Below are 23678 nucleotides of genomic sequence, written 5' to 3' on the forward strand. Positions count from 1 at the left end.
GACCGGCCGGGTCTGCGAGTTTTGCGAAATTTACGACGAAAAGCGGTGCGCCGCGAGGGTTATGCAGATTCCTTCGCGTCGTACCGTTTTTTCGCGTTCCGGTCGTTCCGTGCGCCCGCCGGATCAGAATGTGGGCGCCGATTTTCGCTGTGCGCGTAGCGGTCCTGGATGCGGAACAGCCGCAGTCGAGGCAAGGTTGGCTCTGATGCCGGTACCGGCGGCGGATTGCAGGAGTTTTGCACCCTTTACTCCGCTGTCTGCCCGACGGTGAGCGACCTGACGGTTACCCAACGGTGACCAGAGGACCGTTTCCGGTGGGCCGACATGGTCGGACTCTGGCGTTAGAGTGAGTGAAACAGCTTCGCCGCCGAGGATCTCCCCCCGGGAGTTCGAGGACTGAGGCGTAGGTGAGGAGCGGGAATGTTCGAGCGGTTCACCGACCGGGCGCGTCGGGTGGTCGTCCTGGCTCAGGAAGAAGCCAGGATGCTCAACCACAACTACATCGGCACGGAGCACATCCTGCTCGGCCTCATCCACGAGGGTGAGGGCGTCGCGGCGAAGGCGCTGGAAAGTCTCGGCATCTCGCTGGAGGGCGTGCGCCAGCAGGTAGAGGAGATCATCGGCCAGGGCCAGCAGGCGCCGAGCGGGCACATCCCGTTCACGCCGCGGGCCAAGAAGGTGCTGGAGCTGTCGCTGCGCGAGGCGCTGCAGCTCGGCCACAACTACATCGGCACCGAGCACATCCTGCTCGGTCTGATCCGCGAGGGTGAGGGTGTCGCGGCCCAGGTGCTGGTGAAGCTCGGCGCCGACCTCAACCGGGTGCGCCAGCAGGTCATCCAGCTCCTCTCCGGCTACCAGGGCGGCAAGGAGCCGGCCGCGGCCGGCGCCGCCACCGGCGAGGCCGCTCCGTCCACCAGCCTCGTGCTGGACCAGTTCGGTCGCAACCTGACCCAGTCGGCGCGGGAGGGCAAGCTCGACCCCGTGATCGGCCGGGAGAAGGAGATCGAGCGGGTCATGCAGGTGCTGTCCCGCCGCACCAAGAACAACCCGGTGCTGATCGGCGAGCCCGGCGTCGGCAAGACGACGGTCGTCGAGGGTCTGGCCCAGAAGATCGTCAAGGGCGAGGTGCCGGAGACGCTGAAGGACAAGCAGCTCTACACCCTCGACCTCGGCGCCCTGGTGGCCGGCTCCCGCTACCGCGGTGACTTCGAGGAGCGCCTGAAGAAGGTGCTCAAGGAGATCCGCACGCGCGGCGACATCATCCTGTTCATCGACGAGATCCACACCCTGGTCGGCGCGGGCGCCGCCGAGGGCGCGATCGACGCCGCCAGCATCCTCAAGCCGATGCTGGCCCGCGGCGAGCTGCAGACCATCGGCGCCACCACGCTCGACGAGTACCGCAAGCACCTGGAGAAGGACGCGGCGCTGGAGCGGCGCTTCCAGCCGATCCAGGTCGGCGAGCCCTCGGTGGCGCACACCATCGAGATGCTCAAGGGCCTGCGGGACCGCTACGAGGCGCACCACCGGGTCACCATCACCGACGCGGCCCTGGTCGCCGCGGCGAACCTGGCCGACCGGTACATCTCCGACCGCTTCCTGCCGGACAAGGCGATCGACCTGATCGACGAGGCCGGTGCCCGGATGCGCATCCGCCGCATGACCGCGCCGCCGGACCTGCGCGACTTCGACGAGAAGATCGCCCAGGTGCGCCGCGACAAGGAGTCCGCGATCGACGCGCAGGACTTCGAGCGGGCCGCGCAGCTGCGCGACAAGGAGAAGCAGCTCCTGGGCCAGAAGGGCGAGCGGGAGAAGCAGTGGAAGGCCGGTGACCTGGACGTCGTCAGCGAGGTGGACGACGAGCAGATCGCCGAGGTCCTGGCCAACTGGACCGGCATCCCGGTGTACAAGCTGACCGAGGAGGAGACCTCCCGCCTGCTGCGCATGGAGGACGAGCTGCACAAGCGGGTCGTCGGCCAGATCGACGCGGTCAAGGCGGTCTCCAAGGCGATCCGGCGTACGCGGGCGGGCCTCAAGGACCCGAAGCGCCCGTCCGGCTCGTTCATCTTCGCCGGCCCGTCGGGTATCGGTAAGACCGAGCTGTCCAAGGCGCTCGCGGAGTTCCTGTTCGGCAGCGAGGACGCGCTGATCCAGCTGGACATGTCCGAGTTCCACGACCGGTACACGGTGTCCCGCCTCGTCGGCGCCCCGCCCGGATACGTCGGCTACGACGAGGGCGGCCAGCTCACCGAGAAGGTGCGCCGCCGGCCGTTCTCGGTGGTCCTGTTCGACGAGATCGAGAAGGCTCACCCGGACGTGTTCAACACGCTGCTGCAGATCCTGGAGGACGGTCGCCTGACCGACGGCCAGGGCCGCATCGTGGACTTCAAGAACACCGTGATCATCCTGACCACCAACCTGGGCACCCGGGACGTGGCCAAGGCGGTCTCGCTGGGCTTCCAGAAGTCCGAGGACGCCGAGTCGAACTACGAGCGGATGAAGGTCAAGGTCAACGACGAGCTGAAGCAGCACTTCCGCCCGGAGTTCCTGAACCGCATCGACGACACCATCGTCTTCCACCAGCTGACCGAGGTGGAGATCCTCTCGATCGTGGACATCATGATCAAGCGGATCGAGACCCAGCTGCGCAACAAGGACATGGGCCTGGAGCTGACCGACAACGCCAAGCGCTACCTGGCGAAGAAGGGCTTCGACCCGGTCCTGGGCGCCCGGCCGCTGCGCCGGACGATCCAGCGCGAGCTGGAGGACACCCTCAGCGAGCGGATCCTGTTCCAGGAGCTCAAGCCCGGCCAGCACGTGCTGGTCGACTGCGAGGGCGACCCGGAGCAGGTCGAGACGGCCAAGCTGACCTTCACGGCCTCGCAGAAGGCGGCGGCTCCGGCCGCCCCCGAGACGCCGGCCGAGCCGGTCGGCAGCGACGCCGCCGCGTAACAGCACTACGAGAAGGGGCACCGCGCTCGGCGCGGTGCCCCTTTCGCGTACCCGGGCGACGGGTCAGCCGACGTAGTCCTCCAGCAGGGCCGGGGTGAGGCCGGAGCGGTGGATGGCCTTGAGCGCGGCCAGCAGGTCGTCCATCAGGGCCGGGCGGAAATGCATGAGCAGCACGTCGCCGGGCTTCACCACCTTCGCGGCGGTCTGGTAGCGGACCTTGCCCTTGTCGACCGTCTGCGTCCAGTAGAAGACCGCCACCGCCCCGCAGTCGTGGGCCGCCTTCAGCGTCGTGGCGTCCCGCTCGCCGAACGGCGGGCGGAACAGGGTCGGCCGCCGGCCGAACAACTGCTCCAGCTTGTCGGCCGAGCCGCAGATCTCCTTCTTCTGGAAGTCGTACGACTTGCCCTTCAGCGAGGTGTGCGTGATCGTGTGGTTCTCGATCACGCCGCCCGCATCCTCGATCGCCTTGAAGTACGCCGTGTGCTGGGTGGCGGCCGGTGAGTTGAGAAACAGCGTCACCGGGATCTTCGCCTGCCGGATGAACTCGATGACCTCGGGCTTCCGCGACAGCGCGCCGTCGTCGATGGTGATGAAGGCGACCTTCTGATTGGTCGGCACCCGGAACCAGAACACCGCCGAGCTGCTCTCCGGCACGTTCACCCGCTGCGGGGCGGGCGCGGCCGGGAAGTCGGGCACCTGGGACAGGTACCACTGCAGGTTCTTGACCGTCACCGGCTTCACCGTGGGCGAGGGCGGCGCCGACGGGCTCGGGGAGGCGCTCGGCGAGGCCGTCACGCTGGGCGAGGCGCTCGGTTCGGGCTCGGCGAAGATCGGGTCCGGACCTGCGCTCTTGCACGCGGCAGGCGCGAGCAGGGCGCCGAGCAGCAGCACGGTGAGGGCGCGGCGGGCGGGGGAGGGGGCCACGCCCGGACTCTATCCATCCGAGCGGGATTCGCAATCCCGCGCGGAGTCCGAGCGCCAGTCGGATATCGGCCGCACGAGCCCGCCGTCACGCCGCGCCCGCCGTTACGCCGCGCGGCGCAAGATCGCCGCCTCGTGTCCAGAAGTGCGGTCCGACCGCAGGTTCCGACACGAACCACCGATCTTGGCTCCGGCCACCCACCTCACCGCGGCGAGACCGCTCGCGAAGATCACAGTCTCGTGTCGGATAGTGCGGTCTGACCCCAGGTTCCGACACCAATCACCGATCTTGGCTGGCCGGCCATCCCCCTCACCACGGGCGGACCACCGCGAAGATCGCGGTCTCGTGTCGGGAAGTGCGGTCTGACCGCAGGTTTGGACACGAGACGGCGATCTTGCCAACCCGGCCCGGGTCTCGGCGGGCGCGGAAGGCGGAGGCTCAGACCGGTTGGCTGGAGGACGGGGTGCCGGGGAGGGCGTAGCGCTCGCCGTGGGGGACCACCAGGCCGTCGGCGAGCAGGCTGGCCAGCGCCCGTTCGCGCTGCACCGCGTCGGCCCACACCACGTCGAGGGCGGGCCGGGCCACCGGGCCGGGGGCGTGGCGGAGCACGGCCAGCAGCAGGCCCCGCACCTGACGGTCGGTGCCGGCGTACCGCTGCGGTTTGCGGGACGGCCCCTCGGGCAGCGCCGCGCCGCTGGCCCGCCACTTGCAGTGCGCCCGCAGCGGGCAGCTCTCACACCGGGGCGTACGCGCCGTGCACAGCACCGCGCCCAGCTCCATGAACGCCGCACTGGCCCGCGCGGCCGCCGCGTCCGCGGCCGGGAGCAGCGACTCGACCAGGGCCAGGTCGGCGGGGGTGGTGGCCGCGCCGGCGTCGGGCGCGCCGGTGACCGTTCGCGCGGCGACCCGCCGCACGTTGGTGTCGACCACCGGGTGCCGCTGCCCGTACGCGAACGCGAGCACCGCCCGCGCCGTGTAGTCGCCCACGCCCGGCAGCGCCAGCATCTGGTCCAGCCGCCGGGGCACCTCGCCGCCGTGCCGCTCGACCAGCGCCGTCGCGCAGGCGTGCAGGCGCATCGCACGCCGGGGGTAGCCGAGCCGTCCCCAGGCCCGGATGGCCTCGCCGGACTCCTCCACGGCGAGGTCGGCGGGGGCGGGCCAGCGGGCCACCCACTCCCGCCACACGGGCAGCACCCGGACGACCGGCGTCTGCTGCAGCATGAACTCGCTGACCAGCACCGGCCAGGCGCCGACGTCCGGCGCCCGCCAGGGCAGATCCCGCGCGTGGGTGTCGTACCACGCAGTGGTCAGCGAGGCGAGTTCGGACATGGGCCCCACCCTACTGGTGCACAATGCCCGCATGACCAACTCGTCGGGTGGGGCCGAACTGGCCGTCACCGTGATCGGACCGGACCGCACCGGGATCGTCGCCGATGTCGCCGAGGCGCTGGCCAGGCTCGGCGCCAACCTGACCGACTCGACCATGACGCGGCTGCGCGGTCACTTCGCGATGACGCTCATCTGCTCCGCCCCGGCCAGCGCCGCGGAGGTCGAGGCCGCGCTGCGCCCGCTGTCCGCGGACGGCCAGCTGCTGGTGACGGTGCGCGCCGTCGGCCCGGACGAGCCCCCGCACAACGGCGGCCTGCCGTACCTGCTGAGCGTGCACGGCGCGGACCGGCTCGGCATCGTCGCGGCGGTCACCCGGGTGGTCGCCGACATGGGCGGCAACGTCACGGATCTGTCCACGCGCCTGGTCGGCCCGCTCTACCTGCTGGTCGCCGAGGTGGACCTGCCCGAGGGCGTGCCCGCCGAGCTGACCGCGCGGCTGGCGAAGGTCGCCGAGGAGCTGGGCGTCGAGGTAAATCTGCGCCCGGCGGGCGCGGACGTCCTGTGAGCACGGCCGCGACCGGCACCGGCCGGGCCGCGGCGCGGAAGGCGGGCGACCGCGCCGGGCGCAGCGTCGCGCCGGGCACGCGGGCCGACGGCGAGTGTGGCGAGGGGGAGGCGTGAGCGAGCTCAACGAGGTGGCCATCGAGGGCTGGGATCTCGCCGCGCTCGGCGAGGGCCGGGTGCTGCCGGTCGTCACGGCGCCGGACCACGTGCTGAGCCGGGTCGGCGACCCGGTGGACCCGACCGATCCCGCGGTGGTGGCGCTGGCCGCGGACCTGGTCGCGACGATGCGGGTCTCGCCGGGCTGCGTGGGCCTGGCCGCTCCGCAGGTCGGGGTGGGCGTGCAGCTGTTCGTGGTGAACGTCGTGGAACACCCGAAGGCGGTCACCGTGCACGGCACCTTCGTGCTGGCCAACGCGGTCGTCGTCGAGGCCAGCCGGTGGCGGCCGGGCCGGGAGGGCTGCATGTCCGTGCCGGACCTGACCGGGGACGTGAAACGGGCCGGGCGGGTCGTGGTCTCGGGCGAGCTGCCGGGCAGCGGCCGCAAGGTGACGATCACGACGGACGCCTTCGAGGCGAGGGCGCTGCAGCACGAGATCGACCACTGCAACGGACTGCTGTTTTTGGACAAGGTGAGCGGCGCACACGCGATCTATCAGCGAAAAGTCTATCTGTGACACGCACTTAGCGTGTCGCGTGATGCGTGTCGTGATCGTGGGCGCTAGCGTGAGCACATCATGAGACTGATAGTGGGTCCGCTGCCCGCAGCCGTCTACTGGCGACGCCGCGCCATGGTGCTCGGTGCGCTGCTGGTTGCCGTTCTCATGGTGACACTGGCGGTGCGTGGCGCCGGCAGCGGCGGCGCGCAGAACACCGCCGCCACGTCCTCGGCCACGCCGACGGCGGCGCTGTCGGCCGAGCCGAGCGCCGAGCCGTCGCCCAGCCCGGACGACGTGATCGCGCCCGCCTCCGAGGTGAGCGCGAGCCCGTCCACGGCGGCCACGGAGACCGAGACGGACCCGGAGCAGTGCACCGACAGCGAGATCAAGGTGACCGCCAAGGCGGCCAAGACGACGCTCCAGCGGGGCGAGGACCTCTACATCACGCTGCTCGTCAAGAACGTCTCCAAGCGCACCTGCACCCGTGACGTCGGGGCCGACATGCAGGAGCTGCGCATCCTGAAGAGCACCGAGAAGATCTGGTCGTCCGACGACTGCGGCGGGCCGAAGGGCCACGAGGTGCGCCAGTTCCCGCCCAACCACGAGCGCTCGTACACGGTGATCTGGAACGGCAAGTCCAGCTCGGCCTGTGAGAAGACGGCCAAGCGGACGCCGGACGGGCCGGTCCCCCCGGCGGGGGAGTACCGGCTCTACGCGCGCGTCGGGACCGCGATCAGCCCGTCGGTGATCCTGAAGCTGCAGTAGCCCGTCCTCAGACGTACCGCTCCAGGATCGACGTCTCGGCCAGGCGGGACAGGCCCTCGCGGACCCCGCGGGCACGGGCGTCGCCCACCCCGTCGACCGCCTGCAGGTCCTCCACCGTGGCGCCGAGCAGGCGCTGCAGGCTGCCGAAGTGGTCCACCAGCCGGTCCACTATCGCGCCGGGCAGCCGCGGCACCCGGGCCAGCAGCCGGAACCCGCGCGGGCTCACCGCGGCGTCCAGCGCCTCGGTGGTCGCCGGGTAGCCCATGGCCTTGGCCACCGACACCAGGTCGATCAGCTCGCTCGCCGACAGCAGGTCCAGCTCGACCAGGGCCTCGTCGGTGGTGCGCGACTTGCGGCCCAGCGGCAGGTAGTCCCGGATCACCAGGGTGCGGTCGGCGTCCACGCCGGCCATCATCTCGTCGAGCTGCAGCGACAGCAGGCGGCCGTCGGTGCCCAGCTCGACGACGTACCCGGCGATCTCGTCGGAGATCCGGCGCACCATCTCCAGGCGCTGCACGACCGCGAGCGCGTCCCGGACGGTGACCAGGTCCTCGATCTCCAGCGCGGAGAGCGTCCCACTGACCTCGTCGAGGCGCAGCTTGTACCGCTCCAGCGTGGCCAGGGCCTGGTTGGCGCGGGAGAGTATCTGGCCCGAGTCGTCGAGGGTGTGCCGCTGGCCGGCCACATACACCCCGATGATGTGCATCGACTGGCTCACCGAGATCACCGGGTAGCCGCTCTGCTTGGAGACGCGCTCGGCGGTGCGGTGCCGGGTGCCCGACTCCTCGGTGGGGATCGAGGCGTCCGGCATCAGGTGCACCGCGGCGCGCAGGATGCGGGTCCCGTCGGCGGAGAGCACGACGGCGCCGTCCATCTTGCACAGCTCCCGCAGGCGCGTGGCGGAGAACTCGACGTCGAGAGGGAAGCCACCCGTGCAGAGGGTCTCGATGAGCTTGTCGTAGCCCAGGACGATGAGGGCACCGGTCCGGCCGCGCAGGATGCGCTCGAGGCTGTCCCGCAGCGGCGTGCCCGGGGCGACCCGTGCCAGGGTGGCGCGCAACGGATCACCGCCGACTACGGCGGTGTTCCAGGTGGTGTCGCGATCGATCGGCACGGGCACAGTCTACGGGGACGTTCGGCGGACGCTGGGCGGCCCGTGGCGGCGGCGTCACTCAGCGGACAAGCGCGCAGCCCAGTGCAGTGCCGTACGCAAGTCGGACACCTCTTCGACCCGCATGCCGGCGGCCGGTGTGCCGGTCGAATCCGGGCCGCAGCCGGGCGGCACGAGCGCGTACTTGAACCCGAGCCGGGCGGCCTCGGCCAGGCGCCGCGGCACCGCGCCGACCCGGCGCACCTCCCCGGTGAGGCCCACCTCGCCGATCGCGGCGAGCCGGGGCGACATGGACAGGTTGAGCCCGGCCGAGGCGACGGCCAGCGCCACGGCGAGGTCGGCGGCGGGCTCCACCACCCGGATGCCGCCCACGGTCGCCGCGAACACCTCCTTGTCGTGCAGCGCCATCCGCTCCGTGCGCCGCTGCAGCACCGCCAGCACCATGGCCAGCCGGGCCGAGTCGAGGCCGGACACGGTGCGCCGGGGCGAACCCGCCACGGTGGCCCCGATCAGCGCCTGCACCTCGGTGACCAGCGCGCGGCGGCCCTCCATGGCGACGGTGACGCAGGTGCCGGGCACCGGCTCGGCGTACCGCGTGAGGAACAGCCCGGACGGGTCGGGCAGCGAGGCGATGCCGCTCTCGTTCATCTCGAAGCAGCCGACCTCGTCGGCCGCGCCGAAGCGGTTCTTCAGGCCGCGGACCAGGCGCAGCGAGGAGTGCTTGTCGCCCTCGAAGTGCAGCACCACGTCCACCAGGTGCTCCAGCACCCGGGGCCCCGCCACGTTGCCGTCCTTGGTGACGTGGCCCACCAGGACCGTCGCGATGTTGCGCTCCTTGGCGACGGCGACCAGCGCGGCGGTGACCGCGCGGACCTGGGTCACGCCGCCCGGCACGCCGTCGTTGCCCGGCGCCGCGATGGTCTGCACCGAGTCGAGCACCAGCAGGCCCGGCTTTACCGCGTCCAGGTGGCCCAGCACCGCCGCCAGGTCGGTCTCGGCGGCCAGGTAGAGGCGCTCGTGCAGGGTGTTCATGCGCTCGGCGCGCAGCCGCACCTGGCTGACCGACTCCTCGCCGCTGACGATGAGCGAGTTGCTGCCCGCGCCCGCCGCCCACTGCTGGGCCACGTCGAGCAGCAGCGTGGACTTGCCCACACCCGGCTCGCCGGCCAGCAGCACCACCGAGCCGGGGACCAGGCCGCCGCCGAGCACCCGGTCCAGCTCGCTGACGCCGGTGGCCACCGCGCGGGCGGGCGTCGCGGAGATCGAGGCGATGGGCCGGGCGGGCTCACCGGGCGCGCGCGGCGCCACCGAACGCATCGCGCCCAGCGCCGGGCCGGTGGACGACTCGACGACCGAGCCCCACTCGCCGCACTCCGGGCAGCGGCCGACCCATTTCGGCGGCTGGTGCCCGCAGGCGTCGCATTCGTACGCCGGGCGGGCGGGCTTGGCCGACTTGGAGGTGGTGCTGCGCACGGTCACCCGCGCAACCTACCGCGAAGGTGCGACGTGAAAAGCCGCCCGGCGCACCACGCGAGCGGTGGCGTGCCGGGCGGCTCGAAGTCGGGAGGTCAGTGGCCTTCGCCCTCGGTGCCGGGACGCGGCGACGGGGCGACCGGCACCCGCGGCGCCAGGCTCAGCGGCGGCGCCACCGGGACGACCGTGCCGGGCAGGGTCTCGATGACCACGCCGTTGGAGAAGGTCAGCTTGAGGTGCACGCCCTCGCCGTTGGCCAGCGGCTTCTTCAGGCCGGTGAGCAGCGCCAGCTGGCCCGCCTGCGGGGTCAGCTCCAGGTAGCCGCCGGGCTGGATGACCGGCTTGGCCGGGGCCGCCGCCGCGCTCGGGCTCGGGCTGGCCGCCGGGGACGGGCTGCCCGACGCCTTCGGCGACGCGGACGCGGCACCCGTGGGCGACGCCGTCGGCGACGCGGCGGCCGGGGTCGGCGAGGCCTTGAGATCGGCCACCGTGCCCAGCTTCACGCTCGCGGCGTCGTTCGAGCTGATGCTCTCCAGCGTCACCGGCTCGTCGGTGTCGTTGAAGATGCGCAGCTGCAGCGGGGCGTCGGCACCGGCCGGGTAGCCCTTGATGCCGGGGTAGCCGACCATGGCGTCGCGCAGGGCGATGTTGCCGCCGTCCGGCACCGGCACGGTCGCGCTGAAGCCGGGAACGGCCGCGACCTGGTCGGCGGTCTGGGAGATCATGCCGGCACCGCAGCCGGACAGGGCCAGCACAGCGGCTGCCGCACCGCCGGCGAAGAGCATGGTGATCGAGCGCGTCACGGGGGTCAGCGTAATGTCCGGCGATCGAGGCGCTGCAGGCGACCCGCCGCTGATCACAGCGCCCCGCTCAGCACCAGCAGCACCAGGTCGACCGCGGCGGCGGCGAGCAGGGCGCGGAAGGCGGTGCGCGGTGCGGCGTACCAGCCGGTCACGATCAGTCCCGCGGTGGTGGCGAGGGCCGCCAGCCCCGCCCACAGCGGCGGGCGGGCCGCGGCCAGCAGCGTCAGCGTCGCCGCGAGCAGCAGCCCCGACGCGGCCAGCAGGCTGCCCCGCGCGCCGAGCCGGTGGGGCAGGCCGTGCACGCCAGTGGCGGCGTCGTCGGCCAGGTCGGGCACCGCGTTGAGCAGGTGCGCCGCGCCCGCCAGCAGCGCGGCGGCGGCGACCAGCCAGCCCGGCGCGGCGGGGGCTCCCGGCCGCGCGGTGCTGACGAACTCGACCAGGCAGGCGAACGACACCAGATACGGCACGATCGAGACCGGCGTCGCCTTCAGCGGGTGGTTGTAGAGGTGCGCGGAGACCAGCGCGGCCAGGAACCAGGCCCCGGAGGGCCACCCCCAGGCCAGGCAGGCGGCGACGGTGCCGCCCGTGGCCACGGCGGCCGCGACGGCGACGGTACGGCGGCCCGCCGGGTCACCGGCCAGCGGCTTGTCGGTCCGGCCCACGGCCGCGTCGCGCGCGGCGTCGATGGCGTCGTTGGCCCACCCGACCGAGAGCTGGCTCAGCCCGACAGTGCCCGCGACCGCCGCGATCCCGGCCGGGGAGTGGCCCATGCCCGCGGCGAGCAGCGCCCCGAAGGCGGTCACGGCCAGGGCGGGCAGTGGATGACAGGCGCGCAGCAACAGCAGCGGGGACATCCCGTCAGTGTGGCGGTGCTGGAGCCCCTTCCGCGTGCCGGACCGCGTTCGGGCCGCTCGCCCGGATCTTCGCCGGCGGGGTGCGGAGCCGGTCAGCGGGGGGAGGTCTGGGCGCCGGTCGGTGCGGCGGGGGAGCCGGTCGTGGGTGGGGTGCTCGGGGATATGACGGCGGGGGCGGAGACGGCGGGCTGGACCGGCGGGCCGGGCTGGGGCGGGGTCGGGGTGGTTCGGGTCAGGCTCGGCCAGGCGATGAGCAGCAGGCTCAGCAGCGTGATCACCACGGCGATGCCGAGCACGACCAGCGGCAGCACCAGCGAGGGCTGGTCGGGGTCGTCGATGCGCTCGGGCAGGCGCAGGCGGCGGCGCCACTTCGCCCGGCGGGCCGCCCGGCGCACGGCCTTGGCCTCGCGCCTCAGCTCGGCCCGGACCCGCTCCGCCTCCTCGGCCAGCTCAGCGGGGTCATCGGGAATGACGACCTCTCCCCACTCGGGCGGGAGGTCCGGAAGGCCGTTCCCCAGCGTGCCCATCGCCGGCTCCTCGCGCGTCTGCACCGCGTCCCTCTAACTGTCCCGCGTCGTACAGACTCACGCTAGTGGCGCATCGCAGGAGATTGAGGGCTGTTCACGATGCGGACATCCGGCACCACAGACGCCAATGAGTGGAGAAAGGGTCACTCAGCGTAGCGGACGAACGGGCGCCTCGCTGTGTCAAGCAGAAGAAATACGGCTCACAACAGGGGTGAGCTGCGCTAACTGTGCAAGACGGGCTGGGACTGCGCGGCACGCCCGTGTTACCCTAGACACAGCGAAAGGGGTTTCGTACCTATGGATTTCAGTGTCGGCGAGACCGTTGTCTACCCCCACCACGGGGCCGCACTCATCGAGGCTATCGAGACCCGCACCATCAAGGGCGAGGAGAAGCTATACCTCGTCCTTCGGGTTGCTCAAGGCGACCTTACGGTGCGGGTGCCCGCCGAGAACGCCGAGATCGTCGGCGTGCGTGAGGTGGTTGGCGAGGAAGGCCTGTCCAAGGTTTTCGACGTCCTCCGCGCCCCGCACACCGAGGAGCCGACCAACTGGTCGCGGCGGTACAAGGCGAATCTCGAGAAGCTCGCCTCGGGTAACCCGCTCAAGGTGGCGGAGGTCGTGCGTGACCTCTGGCGTCGTGAGCGTGAGCGCGGTCTGTCGGCGGGAGAGAAGCGCATGCTCGCCAAGGCCCGGGACATCCTTGTCGGCGAGGTCGCGCTCGCCGAGAAGAGCACCAAGGACGGAGCCGAGGTTCTCCTGGACAAGGTGCTCGCCGAGGCGTGACCCGCACACCAGCAGTGTCCTCTGATATCGATAGCCGCGACGTTCCAGCGCCCACCGGGCGCAGGGACGTCGCGGTTCTCGTTCCCGCCGCCGGCCTGGGCCTGCGCCTGGGCGGGGGTACGCCCAAGGCCCTGCGCGAGCTGGCCGGCGAGCCCCTCCTGGTGCACGCCTGCCGCCGCGTCGCCCAGGCCCCGTCCGTCGCCATGATCGTCGTCGCCGCGCCGCCCGCCGAGGTCGACGCCGTGCGTGCGCTGGTCCCCGGCGCGACCGTGGTCCCCGGCGGCGCGACCCGCCAGGAGTCGGTCGCCGCCGCCCTGTCCGCCGTCCCCGCGACGATCGACATCGTCCTGGTCCACGACGCCGCCCGCGCGCTCACCCCACCCGACCTGGTCGAAGCGGTCGCCGCGGCGGTCCGCTCGGGCCTGCCCGCCGTCGTCCCCGCCCTCCCCGTCGTCGACACGGTCAAACGCGTCGACACCGCCGACCGCGTCCTCGAAACCGTCGACCGCACCCCCCTCCGCATCATCCAGACCCCCCAGGGCTTCCCCCGCCAAACCCTCCTCGCCGCCCACGCCCAGGCCACCGACGACCACACCGACGACGCCGGCCTGGTCGAACGCCTAGGCCACCAGGTCCACACCGTCCCCGGCAGCGACCTGGCCCTCAAAATCACCCGCCCCCTGGACCTCCTCATCGCCACCGCCCTCCTCACCGCCCACCCCGAAGTGCGTTGATCATGAACTTAGGTACGGGATCGACGGCGTGTCGCTACCCTGGCACCGTGATCAACAGAGAGGCGGCGCGGTGAGGGTCGGTATCGGTACGGATGTGCACGCGTTCGACGCAGAGCGGCCGTGCTGGGTGGCCGGGCTGCACTGGCCGGACTCGCCCGGCCTGGCCGGGCACTCCGACGCGGACGTCGCCGCGCACGCCGCCTGCGACGCCCTGTTCAGCGCGGCGGGCCTGGGCGACCTGGGCGCCAACTTCGGCACCGACCGGCCGGAGTGGTCCGGCGCCGCGGGCGTGGTGCTGCTGGCCGAGGCCGCCCGCCGGGTACGCGCGGCAGGCTTCGCCATCGGCAACGTCTCCATCCAGGTCATCGGCGTCAGCCCGAAGATCGGCAAGCGCCGCGGCGAGGCTCAGCGAGTGCTCTCCGAAGCCGCCGGCGCCCCCGTCACCGTCTCCGGCACCACCACCGACGGCCTGGGCCTCACCGGCCGCGGCGAGGGCCTCGCCGCCATCGCCGTAGCCCTCCTCACCCCCACCACCCCCTGACCTCCCCCCAGGCCACCGCTCCCTCCCACCCGCCCCGCCCCGCGCGCTGGCTCGGGGCACCGTTCCGACCCCGGGCGATCTTGCGCGAACGGTGCCGACGACACGCGCCAACCGGGCATAAGGGCAACACTTCGCGCAAGATCGGCGCAGTCCTCGGCGCTGTTGCGTGAGCGCCGCTGGGTTGATCGCTGTTTCGTGTCGGAAGGTGTGGTCCAGCTGCACTTCTTGACACGAAACAGCGATCAAGCCCCCTGCCCCGGAAAACTTGGCCGATCATGAACTGAGGGCGTGGCGGGGGTGGCGGTGGAAGCGAGTCCGAATTAGACTGGCTGCTCGGCTCCTATCACGTCGTGGGCGGCGCGCTGTCGGGTCTCGTCGATCCGCATGTCGCAACGCCGACACCAGGACGAGCTGATCAACGCCAGGTCGCGGCACCTGGCCGATTCACGGCCGCGAAAATACGGCGGACGCCCGACTCGGGTGTGAATCGACTGTCCGATCAGACACATTGGCGCCGCGTGCCCTTGCCTGCGCAACCAACCTCACTGAAGCTTCAGGTTTAGCGTTCAGCTGCGGCTCATCGCGCCAGGGCACCGGTGATCACCCGTGCCCACTTCCTTGGGTTGGGTGGGAGTTAACTTGCGAAGACTAGGTCGCACCACGGTCGCGGGACTGGCAGTCCTCGGCGCCGTGCTCTTGGCCGTGGGGCCGGCTACGGCGGTGCAGCCGTCGCACGACCGTACGGTGTCCGCGGTCCCGTCGACCGCTACCCCGAACATCAACGACGGCACCGTCAACGCGATCGTCAAGGTCGGTGACAAGGTCTTCGTCGGCGGCACGTTCACCGCCGTCACCGACCGCGGCACCGGCACCGTGCACGCCCGGCCGAACCTGTTCGCCTTCGACGCGACCACCGGCCTGGTGGACACCGCCTTCACGCCCGTCATCAACGACGAGGTGATGACGCTGCAGCCCGGCCCGGTGGCGAACACCGTGCTGGTCGGCGGGCGGTTCACCGGCGTGAACAACGTGCCCGGCGGCTGGAGCAAGCTGGTCGTGCTCAACACGGCCGACGGCACGCTGCTCAGCTCGTTCAAGGCGCCGTCGATGAACGGCGCGGTCACCACCGTGAAGCGGTTCGGCAACCGGCTGCTGGTCGGCGGCTTCTTCACCACGGTCGGCCCCGACACCCGCAACGGACTGGCGTCGCTGGACGCGCTCACCGGTGCGATGGACCCGTTCGTGCAGGTGGCGCTGACCGGGCACCACAACTACAACGGCACCGGGGCCAACTCCTCGGTCGGCCCGACCGAGGTCGACGTCACGCCGGACGGCACCAAGGCGGTCGTGCTGGGCAACTTCAAGCAGGCCAACGGCGGCGACTACGACCAGGTCGTGATGCTCGACCTGACCGGCGCGTCGGCGGCGATCGCCCCCTGGCACACCAACCGGTTCGACGACACCTGCAACCGCAACGCGTTCGACAAGTGGGTCCGTGACCTCGACATCTCGCCGGACGGCAGCTTCTTCGTGGTGGTGACCACCGGCGGCCCGCAGGGCGCGAGCTCGCTGTGTGACGCCGCGAGCCGCTGGGAGATCTCGGCGACCGGCACCAACCTGCAGCCGACCTGGGTGAACCACACCGGCGGCGACACCCTGCTGTCGGTGGCGATCACCGGCACCGCGGTGTACGTTGGCGGCCACCAGCGCTGGATGAACAACCCGGAGGGCAGTGACCGCGCCCGCCAGGGTTCGGTGGCCCGTCCGGGCCTGGCCGCGCTGGAGCCGATGAACGGCATCCCGATGGCGTGGAACCCGGGCCGCCACCCGCGCGGCATCGGCGCGTCGGCGCTGTACGCCACCGAGGACGGCCTCTACGTCGGCTCGGACACCGAGTGGATCGGCAACTTCGACTACCAGCGCGGCCGGATCGCGTACTTCCCGCTCGCGGGCGGGCAGGTGCCGCCGCAGGGCGTGGTGGGCGCGCTGCCGACCGAGGTGTTCTTCCCGAACAACTCCGTCAGCATCCCGGCCAACGACGTGCTGTACCGCGTGAACGCGGGCGGCCCGGCGCTGACCGCGACCGACGGCCTGCTCAACTGGGACGCCGACACCAACGCGGCACCGAGCGGCTACCACAACACCGGTGGCAGCACGAACAGCATCTCTTCCAACACGATCACCCTGGATGCCTCGGTCCCGGCGGGCACGCCGCTGGCCGCGTTCACGGACCGGCGCTACGATCCGTCGGCCGCGCCGGAGATGATGTGGAACTTCCCGGTGGCCGCCGGCACGCAGGTGGAGGTCCGCCTCTCCTTCGCGGCCCGGGACTGGGCGTATCACGCGGTCGGCGAGCGGGTGTTCGACATCAAGATCGACGGCGTCACGGTGGCCGACGACTACGACACGGTGGCCGCGGTCGGCTACAAGGTGGGCCACACGCTGAAGTTCCCGGTCACCAGTGACGGGACGATCAACATCGAGTTCCTGCACGGGGTGCTCGACCCGGCCGTGGACGCGGTCGAGATCGTGCGCACCAGCGCGGGCACCGGCAACGGCGTGGCCAAGCGGGCGTACGACGGCAGCGTCGCGGGCGCGCTCACCGCGGTCGGCGGCGCCGACGGCACGGCCTGGCAGAACCTGCGGGGCGCGTTCCTGATCGACGACACGCTGTACTACGGCATGTCGGACAGCAACATCTACAAGCGCACCTTCGACGGGGTGAACTTCGGCCCGGCCGTGGTGCACAACCCGCACTCGGACCCGCGCTGGGACACGCAGCTCGTCGACGACAAGCCGACGACCACGCTGACGTACGCCGCGGTGAAGACGGCCATCTACACCGAGCTGCCGAACGTGCGGAGCATGTTCTACAGCAACGGCCGGCTGTACTACACCATCAACGGCCAGAACGCCCTGTTCTGGCGGGCCTTCAGCCCGGACAGCGGCATCGCCGGGGCGGTCCGCTACCAGGCCAACGGCAGCGGCACGTCCACCGCTCTGGAGAACCTGTCCGCCCCGTCGGGCGTGCTGTTCCTCTCCGGCGGGTACGTGTACTGGTCGCGCGGCGGCTCGGACGGGCGCCTGGTGCGCCGGGCGTTCGACGGCACCAGCTTCACGGGCACGGCGGCCGCGGTGAGCGGCCCGACGATCGACAACGTGGACTGGCGTTCGCCGGGCGCGTTCATCCGCGGCTGACCCGCGGGCGTACCGCAACGGAATGACGTCGGACCGGCCACCCCGCGGTGGCCGGTCCGACGCCTTTCGGGGGACGGTCGTTGCGGGTTACGGGGACGAACGGCTACCGTATCCCGAATCGCGGCGCGAATTGCCGACAATAGCCCCGGAATAGCGCGTGAAGTGGTATTCACGCAAGCGTCATTCCGGTCCGGCAATGGTCGGCTGCGCGACAGGACGGATCGCCGAACTTTGGCAGCATCCGGGTATGTATGGCTTCTCGATCGCGCGTCGCGGCAGGCGGCGCAGGGTGCTGCTGGCACTCGCCTCGGTGGCGACCGTCGCCGCGGTGGGCCTGGGCACCTCCGCGTCGGCCGTGTCGATCCAGCACTCCGCCCTGGTGGGCCAGGACCCGGTCAACTGGACGCCGCACGCCCTGGACGGGACGGCTTTCAAGGTCTTGCAGATCGGCAGCCGCGTCTACGTCGGCGGCTCGTTCACGCAGATCCGCAGCGCCAGCTCGGGCACGGTGATCACGCAGCGCCGGCTGTTCGCGTTCAACGCCACCACCGGCGCCATCGACAACACCTTCAAGCCGGTGGTCGACGGCACGGTGCGCTCGCTGGTCGCGGCTCCGGACGGTCAGTCGATCTACATCGGCGGTGACTTCACCAACGTCAACAACGTACGTTCCCGCAGCGTGGAGCGGATCAGCGCGACGACCGGGGCGTCGGTGTCCGGGTTCACCGTGCCGGACATCACCGGCGGGGTGGACGAGCTGCGGCTGACCGGTAACCGCCTGCTGCTGGGCGGGCGCTTCCAGGCCGTGGGCGGGGCGACCCGGCGCGGGCTCGCGGCGCTGAACGCGACCACGGGCGCGGCCGACGCGTCGGTGAACATGAACCTCGACGGGGCGCGGGTGACCAGCACCGGCGCCACCTCCGGGGTGAAGGTCACCGGCATGGACGTGACTCCGGACGGCTCGAAGCTGGTCATCATGGGCAACTTCAGCTCGGTCGCCGGGCAGGCCCGCCACCAGATCGCGGTGGTCAACCTGACCACCTCGCCCGCGACGCTGTCGCCCTGGAGCACCACCCGCTACCAGCAGCAGTGCTCGCCGTCGTTCCCGACGTACATGCGGGCGGTCGACATCTCGCCCGACGGCACCTGGTTCGCCGCGGTCACCACGGGTGCGAAGCGGACCGGCTCGCTCTGCGACACCGCGGCCCGCTGGGACCTGACCTCCGCGGTCGCCGGCAAGCAGCCGGTATGGGTCAACTACACCGGCGGCGACACCCTGCTCTCGGTGGCCGTGGCCGGGTACGCCGTCTACGTGGGCGGCCACCAGCGCTGGCTGGACAACCCGAACGGCACCGACAGCGCCGGGCCGGGCGCGGTGGAGGCCGAGGGCATCGGCGCGATCAATCCGGGGACCGGCAAGGCCTTCCTGTGGAACCCCGGAAAGGATCGCGGGGTGGGCACCGAGGACATCTACCCCACTTCCGCGGGACTGTGGATAGCGAGTGACACGGATACCGTTCATGGCGAGTTCCATGGAAGGATTGCGTTCTTTCCATTGCCGGCTGCGTGAGCGGATCGGATCCGGTCACCGATCACGAGAAATGTGATCTCCATAGACGGTGAGTGGTGCGGCATCGGTGCGGGCGTTCGCGTCTCGCGGCGGTGCCGCACACCGCTGTGGCGAGTTCGCTACGAAGATCGCGGCACGGGCCGCGAGACCTGTTCGGAGTCTGATTGTGGTCAACCCCTCATTACGCGCTCGACCCGCACCGACCGAACGATTCGACCCCCGGCCACGGCGACGCGGCTTCTGGCCGCCCTCCCGCGGGAAAATGATCATCGCGGCGATCGTCGCCGCCTGCCTCGGCGTGGCGCTCATCGGCGCCGCCGTGGTGCTGGCCAAGGACGAGCCGCCGGAGACCGCGTCGTCGCGCATCCCGGTGGCCGAGGACACCTACGTGGTGCGCGAGGAGCCCGACACCGTGTTCGGAGCCCGGGACACCCTCGTCTCGGTCTCGCGGCCCGACTACTACGCGGTCACCTACCTGAAGTTCCAGGTGGCCATCCCGTCGGGCTTCCGCATCTCCGGCATGTCGCTGCAGCTGCAGGCGGACGCCAAGCCGCCGGCCGGGCTCCAGGTGCGCTCGGTGCTCAGCAGCGAGTGGAACGAGCGCGAGCTGGCGTACACCAACCGGCCGGGCCTCGGCCAGGTGCTGGGCGCCCCGCAGGTGTCCGCGAAGAACCTGGTCAGCTTCGACGTGGGCGGCGCGGTGACGCCGAGCGACGAGCCGGACCAGCTCCCGGTCGCCGTCTCGTTCGCGGTGACCAACGCCAGCGACACCGAGACGCTGACCATGTTCGCGGGTGAGCACGGTGACGGCGCCCCGGCACTCGCGGTGAGCTTCATCGAGGTCGGCGCGCCGGACCGGGCCCCGCTGGACGGGCACCAGGGCGGGCCGAAGCCCAGCGGCAGCGTCTCGGGCACCCCGTCACCGGGCGTCTCCGGCTCGGCGGCGCCGTCCGCGTCGGTGAGCCCCGGGACCAGCCCGAGCACGAGCACGGGCAACCCGCCCCCGCCGAGCACCATCCCGGCCGGGCGCACGCTCTGCGGCGCGTCCTTCTACCAGGAGAACGGCGAGTCGTACACGCAGGCGCTGGCCCGCGAGGACGGCTACTTCGGGGGCCTGGAGTCGGTGCGCGTGTTCTATCCCGGCGCGCCCGCGGCCTGGCCCGGCAACGCCGGCAAGGCGAACCGGACCGTCATCGTGTCGTTCAAGTACAACCCGAAGGAGATCCTCAACGGCTCGCGCGACGCGTACCTGAAGGACTGGTTCGCCAAGGCGCCGCGCGACCGGGACGTGTACTGGGTCTACTACCACGAGCCCGAGGACAACATCGAGTCCGGCGTGTTCACCGCGCCCGACTACCGGGCCGCGTGGAAGCGGCTGGCGGGCCTGGCCGACCAGGCGGGCAACAGCAAGCTGCACGCCACCCTGGTACTGATGGACTGGACGCTGATGTCGCAGTCCGGCCGCAAGTGGAAGGACTACTACCCGGGCGGCGACGTGATCGACGTGCTGGGCTGGGACGTCTACAACTGGGACAAGAACAAGTACACCCCCGCCACCGACCTGGTGGGCCGCGTCGCGGCCACCTCCAAGGGCGAGGGCAAGCCGTGGGGCATCGCCGAGATGGGCAGCGCGAAGCTGGCCAGCGACACCACCGGCAACACCCGGGCGGCGTGGCTGACCGCGATGGCGAACGAGACCATCAAGAACAAGGGTCTCTGGATCACGTACTTCGACATCGACTGGACCACGCACGACTTCCGGCTGCGGGACTCCGTCTCGCAGCGGGCGTGGCGCTCGTTCTGCGACGCCTGACGGCATGACGGAGGGGCGGGATCCGCTGGATCCCGCCCCTCTGCCGGGCACTGCTCAGATGCCGCGGCCGCGCTCGTGCAGCCGGCGCAGCACCGTGTCGGCCGAGACCAGCCGCGTCGCCACGGCCAGGGCCAGGTAGGAACGCGCCTCGCGCGGGCTGTGCCGGATGGTCCGCCCCGCCCAGCGCATCGCGTCCCGCCGGTGTCCGCCCGCGGCCTGCGCGAACGCGATCTGCCCGGTGATCCGCGCGCAGCCGCGCGGCGCGCCCTCGAACTCCGGGTAGCGCTCCAGCAGCCACTCCAGGGCCTCGGCGATGGTCGCCCAGCGCGCGGTGAAGTACGACTGCCGGTGCCAGCGCACCCGTACGCCGACCCCCGGCGCGTTGGCGATCGGCGCCCGGCGGGCCGCCCGCAGCAGCAGCTCGTAGTCCTCGGCGTAGCTGCCCGGGATGTTCTCGTCGACCAGCCCGATCCCGTCCACCAGCGCCGCGCGCCGGAACAGGAAGGTGGACGGGTGCAGCTCGGTCAGCCGCGAGCGCAGCAGGTCAGGCAGGGTCACCGAGTCGACGCCGAGGGTGCGGTCCACGTCCCGGCCGTCGTAGTCGATGACCACGCCGATCGAGCACAGCTCCGCCTCCGGGCGCGCGGCCAGCAGGTCCGCCTGCGCGGCGAGCTTGCCCGGCAGCCACTCGTCGTCGTCGTCGCAGAACGCGACCAGCTCGCCGGTGACGGCCAGGATGCCGGTGTTGCGGCCCCCGGCCAGGCCCGGGGTGCGCTCGTTGGTGATGACCCGGACCCGGCGGTGCGCGTCGGCGCGCTCCAGGGAGTGGTCGGGCTCGCTCTGGTCGTACACCACCACGATCTCGATCGGCCCGGCGTAGTCCTGGCCGAGGATCGCGTCGATCGCCTTGCGCAGCAGTTCCGGGCGGTTGCGGGTGGGCACCACCACCGAGACGCTCGCCGTCATTTCTGTCTCCAGTTCAGGTATCCGTAGCGCACGCGGCCGGGCCACGTGATCAGGCTGAGGACGCGGCGCTTGCGTGCCGCGAGCTTGCCGCGCCAGGCGGCGTCGAGCCGCAGCTCGACCCGGCCGGTGGTGAAGCGCATCGGGTTACCCGCCACGGTGTGCGTGGTCTCCAGCTGCGCCACGGGCAGTTCGGCCCCGGGTGCCGGGTCGGACAGGAAGTCCAGGCCGCCGGGGCCGAGCCCGGCGAACTCGCGGATGCGGCGCAGGCCGTCGCCCGGCTGGGCCACCACGTCCTCGTAGCGCAGCCGCAGCGTCGGCACCCCGGCCCAGTCCAGCACGTGGAACAGCGCGTTGTGGACGGACCACAGCACGCCGGACTGCACGGTGGAGTACTGCGGCATGTACACCTCGGCGCCGACGATCTCGGGGCGGCGCACCTCGCGGCTCCACGAGTACGCCACCGCGCGCCCGTCCCGGACCAGGTGCAGCACCCGCAGGTCCACGCCGCGCGCGTGGCGCAGCGCGAACGCCAGCGAGGCGTGCTTGCTGGAGTCGACGACCACGCGCGCGCCGGACACCTCCGCGATCGCGCGGTAGAGCCTGCGGTGCAGCTCACCGTACGCGCGCAGGTCCGCCTTGCGGCGGTTCAGCCAGTACGGCAGTGCCATGCGGGGCACGAAGCGCATGCGGTCCACCCGCGTCTTCAGCGCCATGACGTCGGCGAGGTCGAGGGTGTGCCAGCCGCCGAACGCGACGTCGCCGACCTTCGCCCAGAACGGGCAGTCGTCGAACGCGCTGCCGCAGCCGCACCGCTCGTTGTCGCGCAGCGCGCGTTCCCAGATGTGGGTGACCTCGCCCACCGCGCAGGTGTCGGCGGCCTGGCCGAGCATGCGGTCGGTCAGCGTGGAGCCGCTGCGGCCCCAGCCGCCGATGAACAGCACGGTGACCTCGTCGGTCGGCAGCAGGCCGCGCGAGGGCCGGGTGACCAGCCCGTCCGCGATGGCGCCGACCCGCTTGGCGGCCTCGACCGCGGCCGCCCCGGCCTCGCTGCCGGAGATGTGCAGCCGGGTGGGGTCGGCCAGCGCGGCGAGCAGCGCCGCCCGGAACTCCTCCTCGGTGCGGCACAGCTCCACCATGCCCAGCTCGCCCATGCGGGCGGCGAAGCGCTGCTGGTGGTCGTCCACGTGCTCGCCGAGGGTGGGGTCGCGCGGGACCACGATCGGCTTGTGCCCGGCGCGGCGCGCCTCGGTGATGGTGGCGGGCCCGCCGTGGCAGACCACCACACCGGCCTGGCGCAGCCGCTCGCCGAGCGTCTCGTGGTCGAAGAACGCGGCCGAGCCGGGCAGGTCGCGCGCGGCGGACGAGCCGTACTGCATCACGCAGGGCACCTGCTGCTCGGCGGTGATCCGGCCGGCCCAGTCCAGCAGCCGGTCGAACGGGTGCACGTCGGTGCCGACCACGACGAGCACGGCGTCGCGCTCGGGGCGGCGGGGCGCCGGGACGGTGAGCCCGACCTGGGCGTGGGTCTCGAACGGAGTCGTCACAGCAGCGGTCCCACCAGCGTCGCGCCCTTGTACAGCCGCAGCTGCTCCTCGAACTGCACGAGCATGCGCGAGGTGAACGGGCGGCACAGCCGGGCGGTCAGCGTGCGCGTCTCCAGCCGGTCGTAGACCTCGACGTACACCGTCGGGATGCGCAGCAGGCGGGCCACCACGAAGAACGGCAGCGCGACGCCGGCCCCGGTGGAGATCACCACGTCGGGGCGCGAGCGGCGCAGCATGCGTACCGCCAGCAGGGCGTTGCGCAGCAGGTTCGGGATGTTGCGGGTGGTCGGGTAGTGCGCGTACACGACCTTCTGCTCCCCGGCCAGCAGGCTGTGCGCGTCCTGGGTGGGGAAGGTCACCCAGGTGCGGGCGCGATCGGTCCACCATGGACGCAGCGCGTACAGCTGAGCGAGGTGGCCGCCCGAGGAGCCGACCAGCATGACATGACGGGCACGTTGCGATTCGTCCACCACAGTCCTCTCCTGTGTTGCAGCGTCTCCTGTGTAGACGGTCCGCAGCCTAGCGACACGATTTAACATTTCCTCGTCGCGAATTGTCGGTAGCGCGACAGTGCAC

At 71.7% G+C, this 23678-nt stretch carries 20 protein-coding genes; 10 read left to right on the plus strand and 10 right to left on the minus strand.

Annotated elements, in window-relative coordinates; genetic code table 11:
* Positions 1 to 420: 420 nt before the first annotated feature.
* Entirely contained in the window at positions 421 to 2949 is a 2529-nt protein-coding gene (locus Cba03nite_RS13700; RefSeq protein WP_203745792.1) for an ATP-dependent Clp protease ATP-binding subunit, read from the plus strand.
* A 63-nt stretch (positions 2950 to 3012) separates the two neighbouring features.
* Here Cba03nite_RS13700 and Cba03nite_RS13705 read toward each other — a convergent pair whose 3' ends face one another.
* Both Cba03nite_RS13705 and Cba03nite_RS13710 read right to left on the minus strand, forming a co-directional pair.
* Complete coding sequence (locus Cba03nite_RS13705; RefSeq protein WP_203745794.1) at positions 3013 to 3873, minus strand: polysaccharide deacetylase family protein; 861 nt, start codon at positions 3871 to 3873, stop codon at positions 3013 to 3015.
* A 436-nt stretch (positions 3874 to 4309) separates the two neighbouring features.
* The gene (locus Cba03nite_RS13710) at positions 4310 to 5200 is read right to left on the minus strand and encodes an iron-sulfur binding domain-containing protein (protein WP_203745796.1); all 891 of its coding nucleotides are present in this window, start codon (positions 5198 to 5200) and stop codon (positions 4310 to 4312) included.
* A 31-nt stretch (positions 5201 to 5231) separates the two neighbouring features.
* Between Cba03nite_RS13710 and Cba03nite_RS13715 the strand changes: the two genes are divergently transcribed.
* The 3 genes from Cba03nite_RS13715 to Cba03nite_RS13725 all read left to right on the plus strand — a co-directional run bounded on the left by Cba03nite_RS13715 (position 5232) and on the right by Cba03nite_RS13725 (position 7185).
* Entirely contained in the window at positions 5232 to 5765 is a 534-nt protein-coding gene (locus Cba03nite_RS13715; protein ID WP_203745798.1) for a glycine cleavage system transcriptional repressor, read from the plus strand.
* A 112-nt stretch (positions 5766 to 5877) separates the two neighbouring features.
* Entirely contained in the window at positions 5878 to 6438 is a 561-nt protein-coding gene (locus Cba03nite_RS13720; RefSeq protein ID WP_203745800.1) for a peptide deformylase, read from the plus strand.
* Positions 6439 to 6498: 60 nt separating this feature from the next.
* A complete protein-coding gene (locus Cba03nite_RS13725; protein WP_203745801.1) occupies positions 6499 to 7185 on the plus strand; it encodes an RAD23 family protein in 687 nt (228 codons plus the stop codon).
* Between the two features lie 7 nt (positions 7186 to 7192).
* On the opposite strand, the gene disA is transcribed toward Cba03nite_RS13725, so the two are convergent.
* The 5 genes from disA to Cba03nite_RS13750 all read right to left on the minus strand — a co-directional run bounded on the left by disA (position 7193) and on the right by Cba03nite_RS13750 (position 11953).
* Positions 7193 to 8299 (minus strand): DNA integrity scanning diadenylate cyclase DisA, encoded by a 1107-nt coding sequence (disA, locus tag Cba03nite_RS13730; RefSeq protein WP_346111946.1) that lies wholly within the window; start codon positions 8297 to 8299, stop codon positions 7193 to 7195.
* 54 nt (positions 8300 to 8353) lie between these two features.
* Positions 8354 to 9775 (minus strand): DNA repair protein RadA, encoded by a 1422-nt coding sequence (gene radA / locus Cba03nite_RS13735; RefSeq protein ID WP_203745803.1) that lies wholly within the window; start codon positions 9773 to 9775, stop codon positions 8354 to 8356.
* A gap of 89 nt (positions 9776 to 9864) precedes the next feature.
* Complete coding sequence (locus tag Cba03nite_RS13740) at positions 9865 to 10572, minus strand: copper chaperone PCu(A)C (protein ID WP_203745804.1); 708 nt, start codon at positions 10570 to 10572, stop codon at positions 9865 to 9867.
* Positions 10573 to 10625: 53 nt separating this feature from the next.
* Positions 10626 to 11426, minus strand: coding sequence for a UbiA family prenyltransferase (locus tag Cba03nite_RS13745; protein ID WP_203745805.1), 801 nt, complete (start codon positions 11424 to 11426; stop codon positions 10626 to 10628).
* 92 nt (positions 11427 to 11518) lie between these two features.
* Entirely contained in the window at positions 11519 to 11953 is a 435-nt protein-coding gene (locus Cba03nite_RS13750; protein WP_203745806.1) for a hypothetical protein, read from the minus strand.
* 297 nt (positions 11954 to 12250) lie between these two features.
* On the opposite strand from Cba03nite_RS13750, the gene Cba03nite_RS13755 reads away from it, so the two are divergent.
* From Cba03nite_RS13755 to Cba03nite_RS13780, 6 genes are all read left to right on the plus strand, one after another.
* Positions 12251 to 12736: a CarD family transcriptional regulator gene (locus Cba03nite_RS13755; protein ID WP_120317389.1), complete on the plus strand. Its 486-nt coding sequence runs from the start codon at positions 12251 to 12253 to the stop codon at positions 12734 to 12736.
* 26 nt (positions 12737 to 12762) lie between these two features.
* A complete protein-coding gene (gene ispD, locus Cba03nite_RS13760) occupies positions 12763 to 13470 on the plus strand; it encodes a 2-C-methyl-D-erythritol 4-phosphate cytidylyltransferase (protein WP_203745830.1) in 708 nt (235 codons plus the stop codon).
* 70 nt (positions 13471 to 13540) lie between these two features.
* Positions 13541 to 14011, plus strand: a complete 471-nt coding sequence (gene ispF, locus Cba03nite_RS13765) for a 2-C-methyl-D-erythritol 2,4-cyclodiphosphate synthase (protein ID WP_203745807.1) — start codon at positions 13541 to 13543, stop codon at positions 14009 to 14011.
* 639 nt (positions 14012 to 14650) lie between these two features.
* Positions 14651 to 17209, plus strand: a complete 2559-nt coding sequence (locus Cba03nite_RS13770; RefSeq protein WP_203745809.1) for a malectin domain-containing carbohydrate-binding protein — start codon at positions 14651 to 14653, stop codon at positions 17207 to 17209.
* 247 nt (positions 17210 to 17456) lie between these two features.
* Positions 17457 to 18779, plus strand: a complete 1323-nt coding sequence (locus tag Cba03nite_RS13775) for a hypothetical protein (protein WP_239125710.1) — start codon at positions 17457 to 17459, stop codon at positions 18777 to 18779.
* 262 nt (positions 18780 to 19041) lie between these two features.
* Positions 19042 to 20592, plus strand: coding sequence for a CBM96 family carbohydrate-binding protein (locus tag Cba03nite_RS13780; protein ID WP_203745811.1), 1551 nt, complete (start codon positions 19042 to 19044; stop codon positions 20590 to 20592).
* Positions 20593 to 20646: 54 nt separating this feature from the next.
* On the opposite strand, the gene Cba03nite_RS13785 is transcribed toward Cba03nite_RS13780, so the two are convergent.
* From Cba03nite_RS13785 to Cba03nite_RS13800, 3 genes are read right to left on the minus strand one after another with little or no spacing between them, the layout of a single operon-like run.
* Positions 20647 to 21558, minus strand: a complete 912-nt coding sequence (locus Cba03nite_RS13785) for a glycosyltransferase family 2 protein (protein WP_203745813.1) — start codon at positions 21556 to 21558, stop codon at positions 20647 to 20649.
* Entirely contained in the window at positions 21555 to 23102 is a 1548-nt protein-coding gene (locus Cba03nite_RS39700) for a glycosyltransferase (RefSeq protein ID WP_239125711.1), read from the minus strand. Before Cba03nite_RS39700 ends, Cba03nite_RS13785 begins: the two co-directional genes overlap by 4 nt.
* A complete protein-coding gene (locus tag Cba03nite_RS13800) occupies positions 23099 to 23542 on the minus strand; it encodes a glycosyltransferase family protein (protein WP_239125713.1) in 444 nt (147 codons plus the stop codon). The genes Cba03nite_RS39700 and Cba03nite_RS13800 overlap by 4 nt, the downstream gene beginning before the upstream one ends.
* Positions 23543 to 23678 lie beyond the last annotated feature (136 nt).

The organism is Catellatospora bangladeshensis (assembly GCF_016862575.1).
In the GTDB taxonomy this organism is placed as follows: Bacteria; Actinomycetota; Actinomycetes; order Mycobacteriales; family Micromonosporaceae; genus Catellatospora; species Catellatospora bangladeshensis.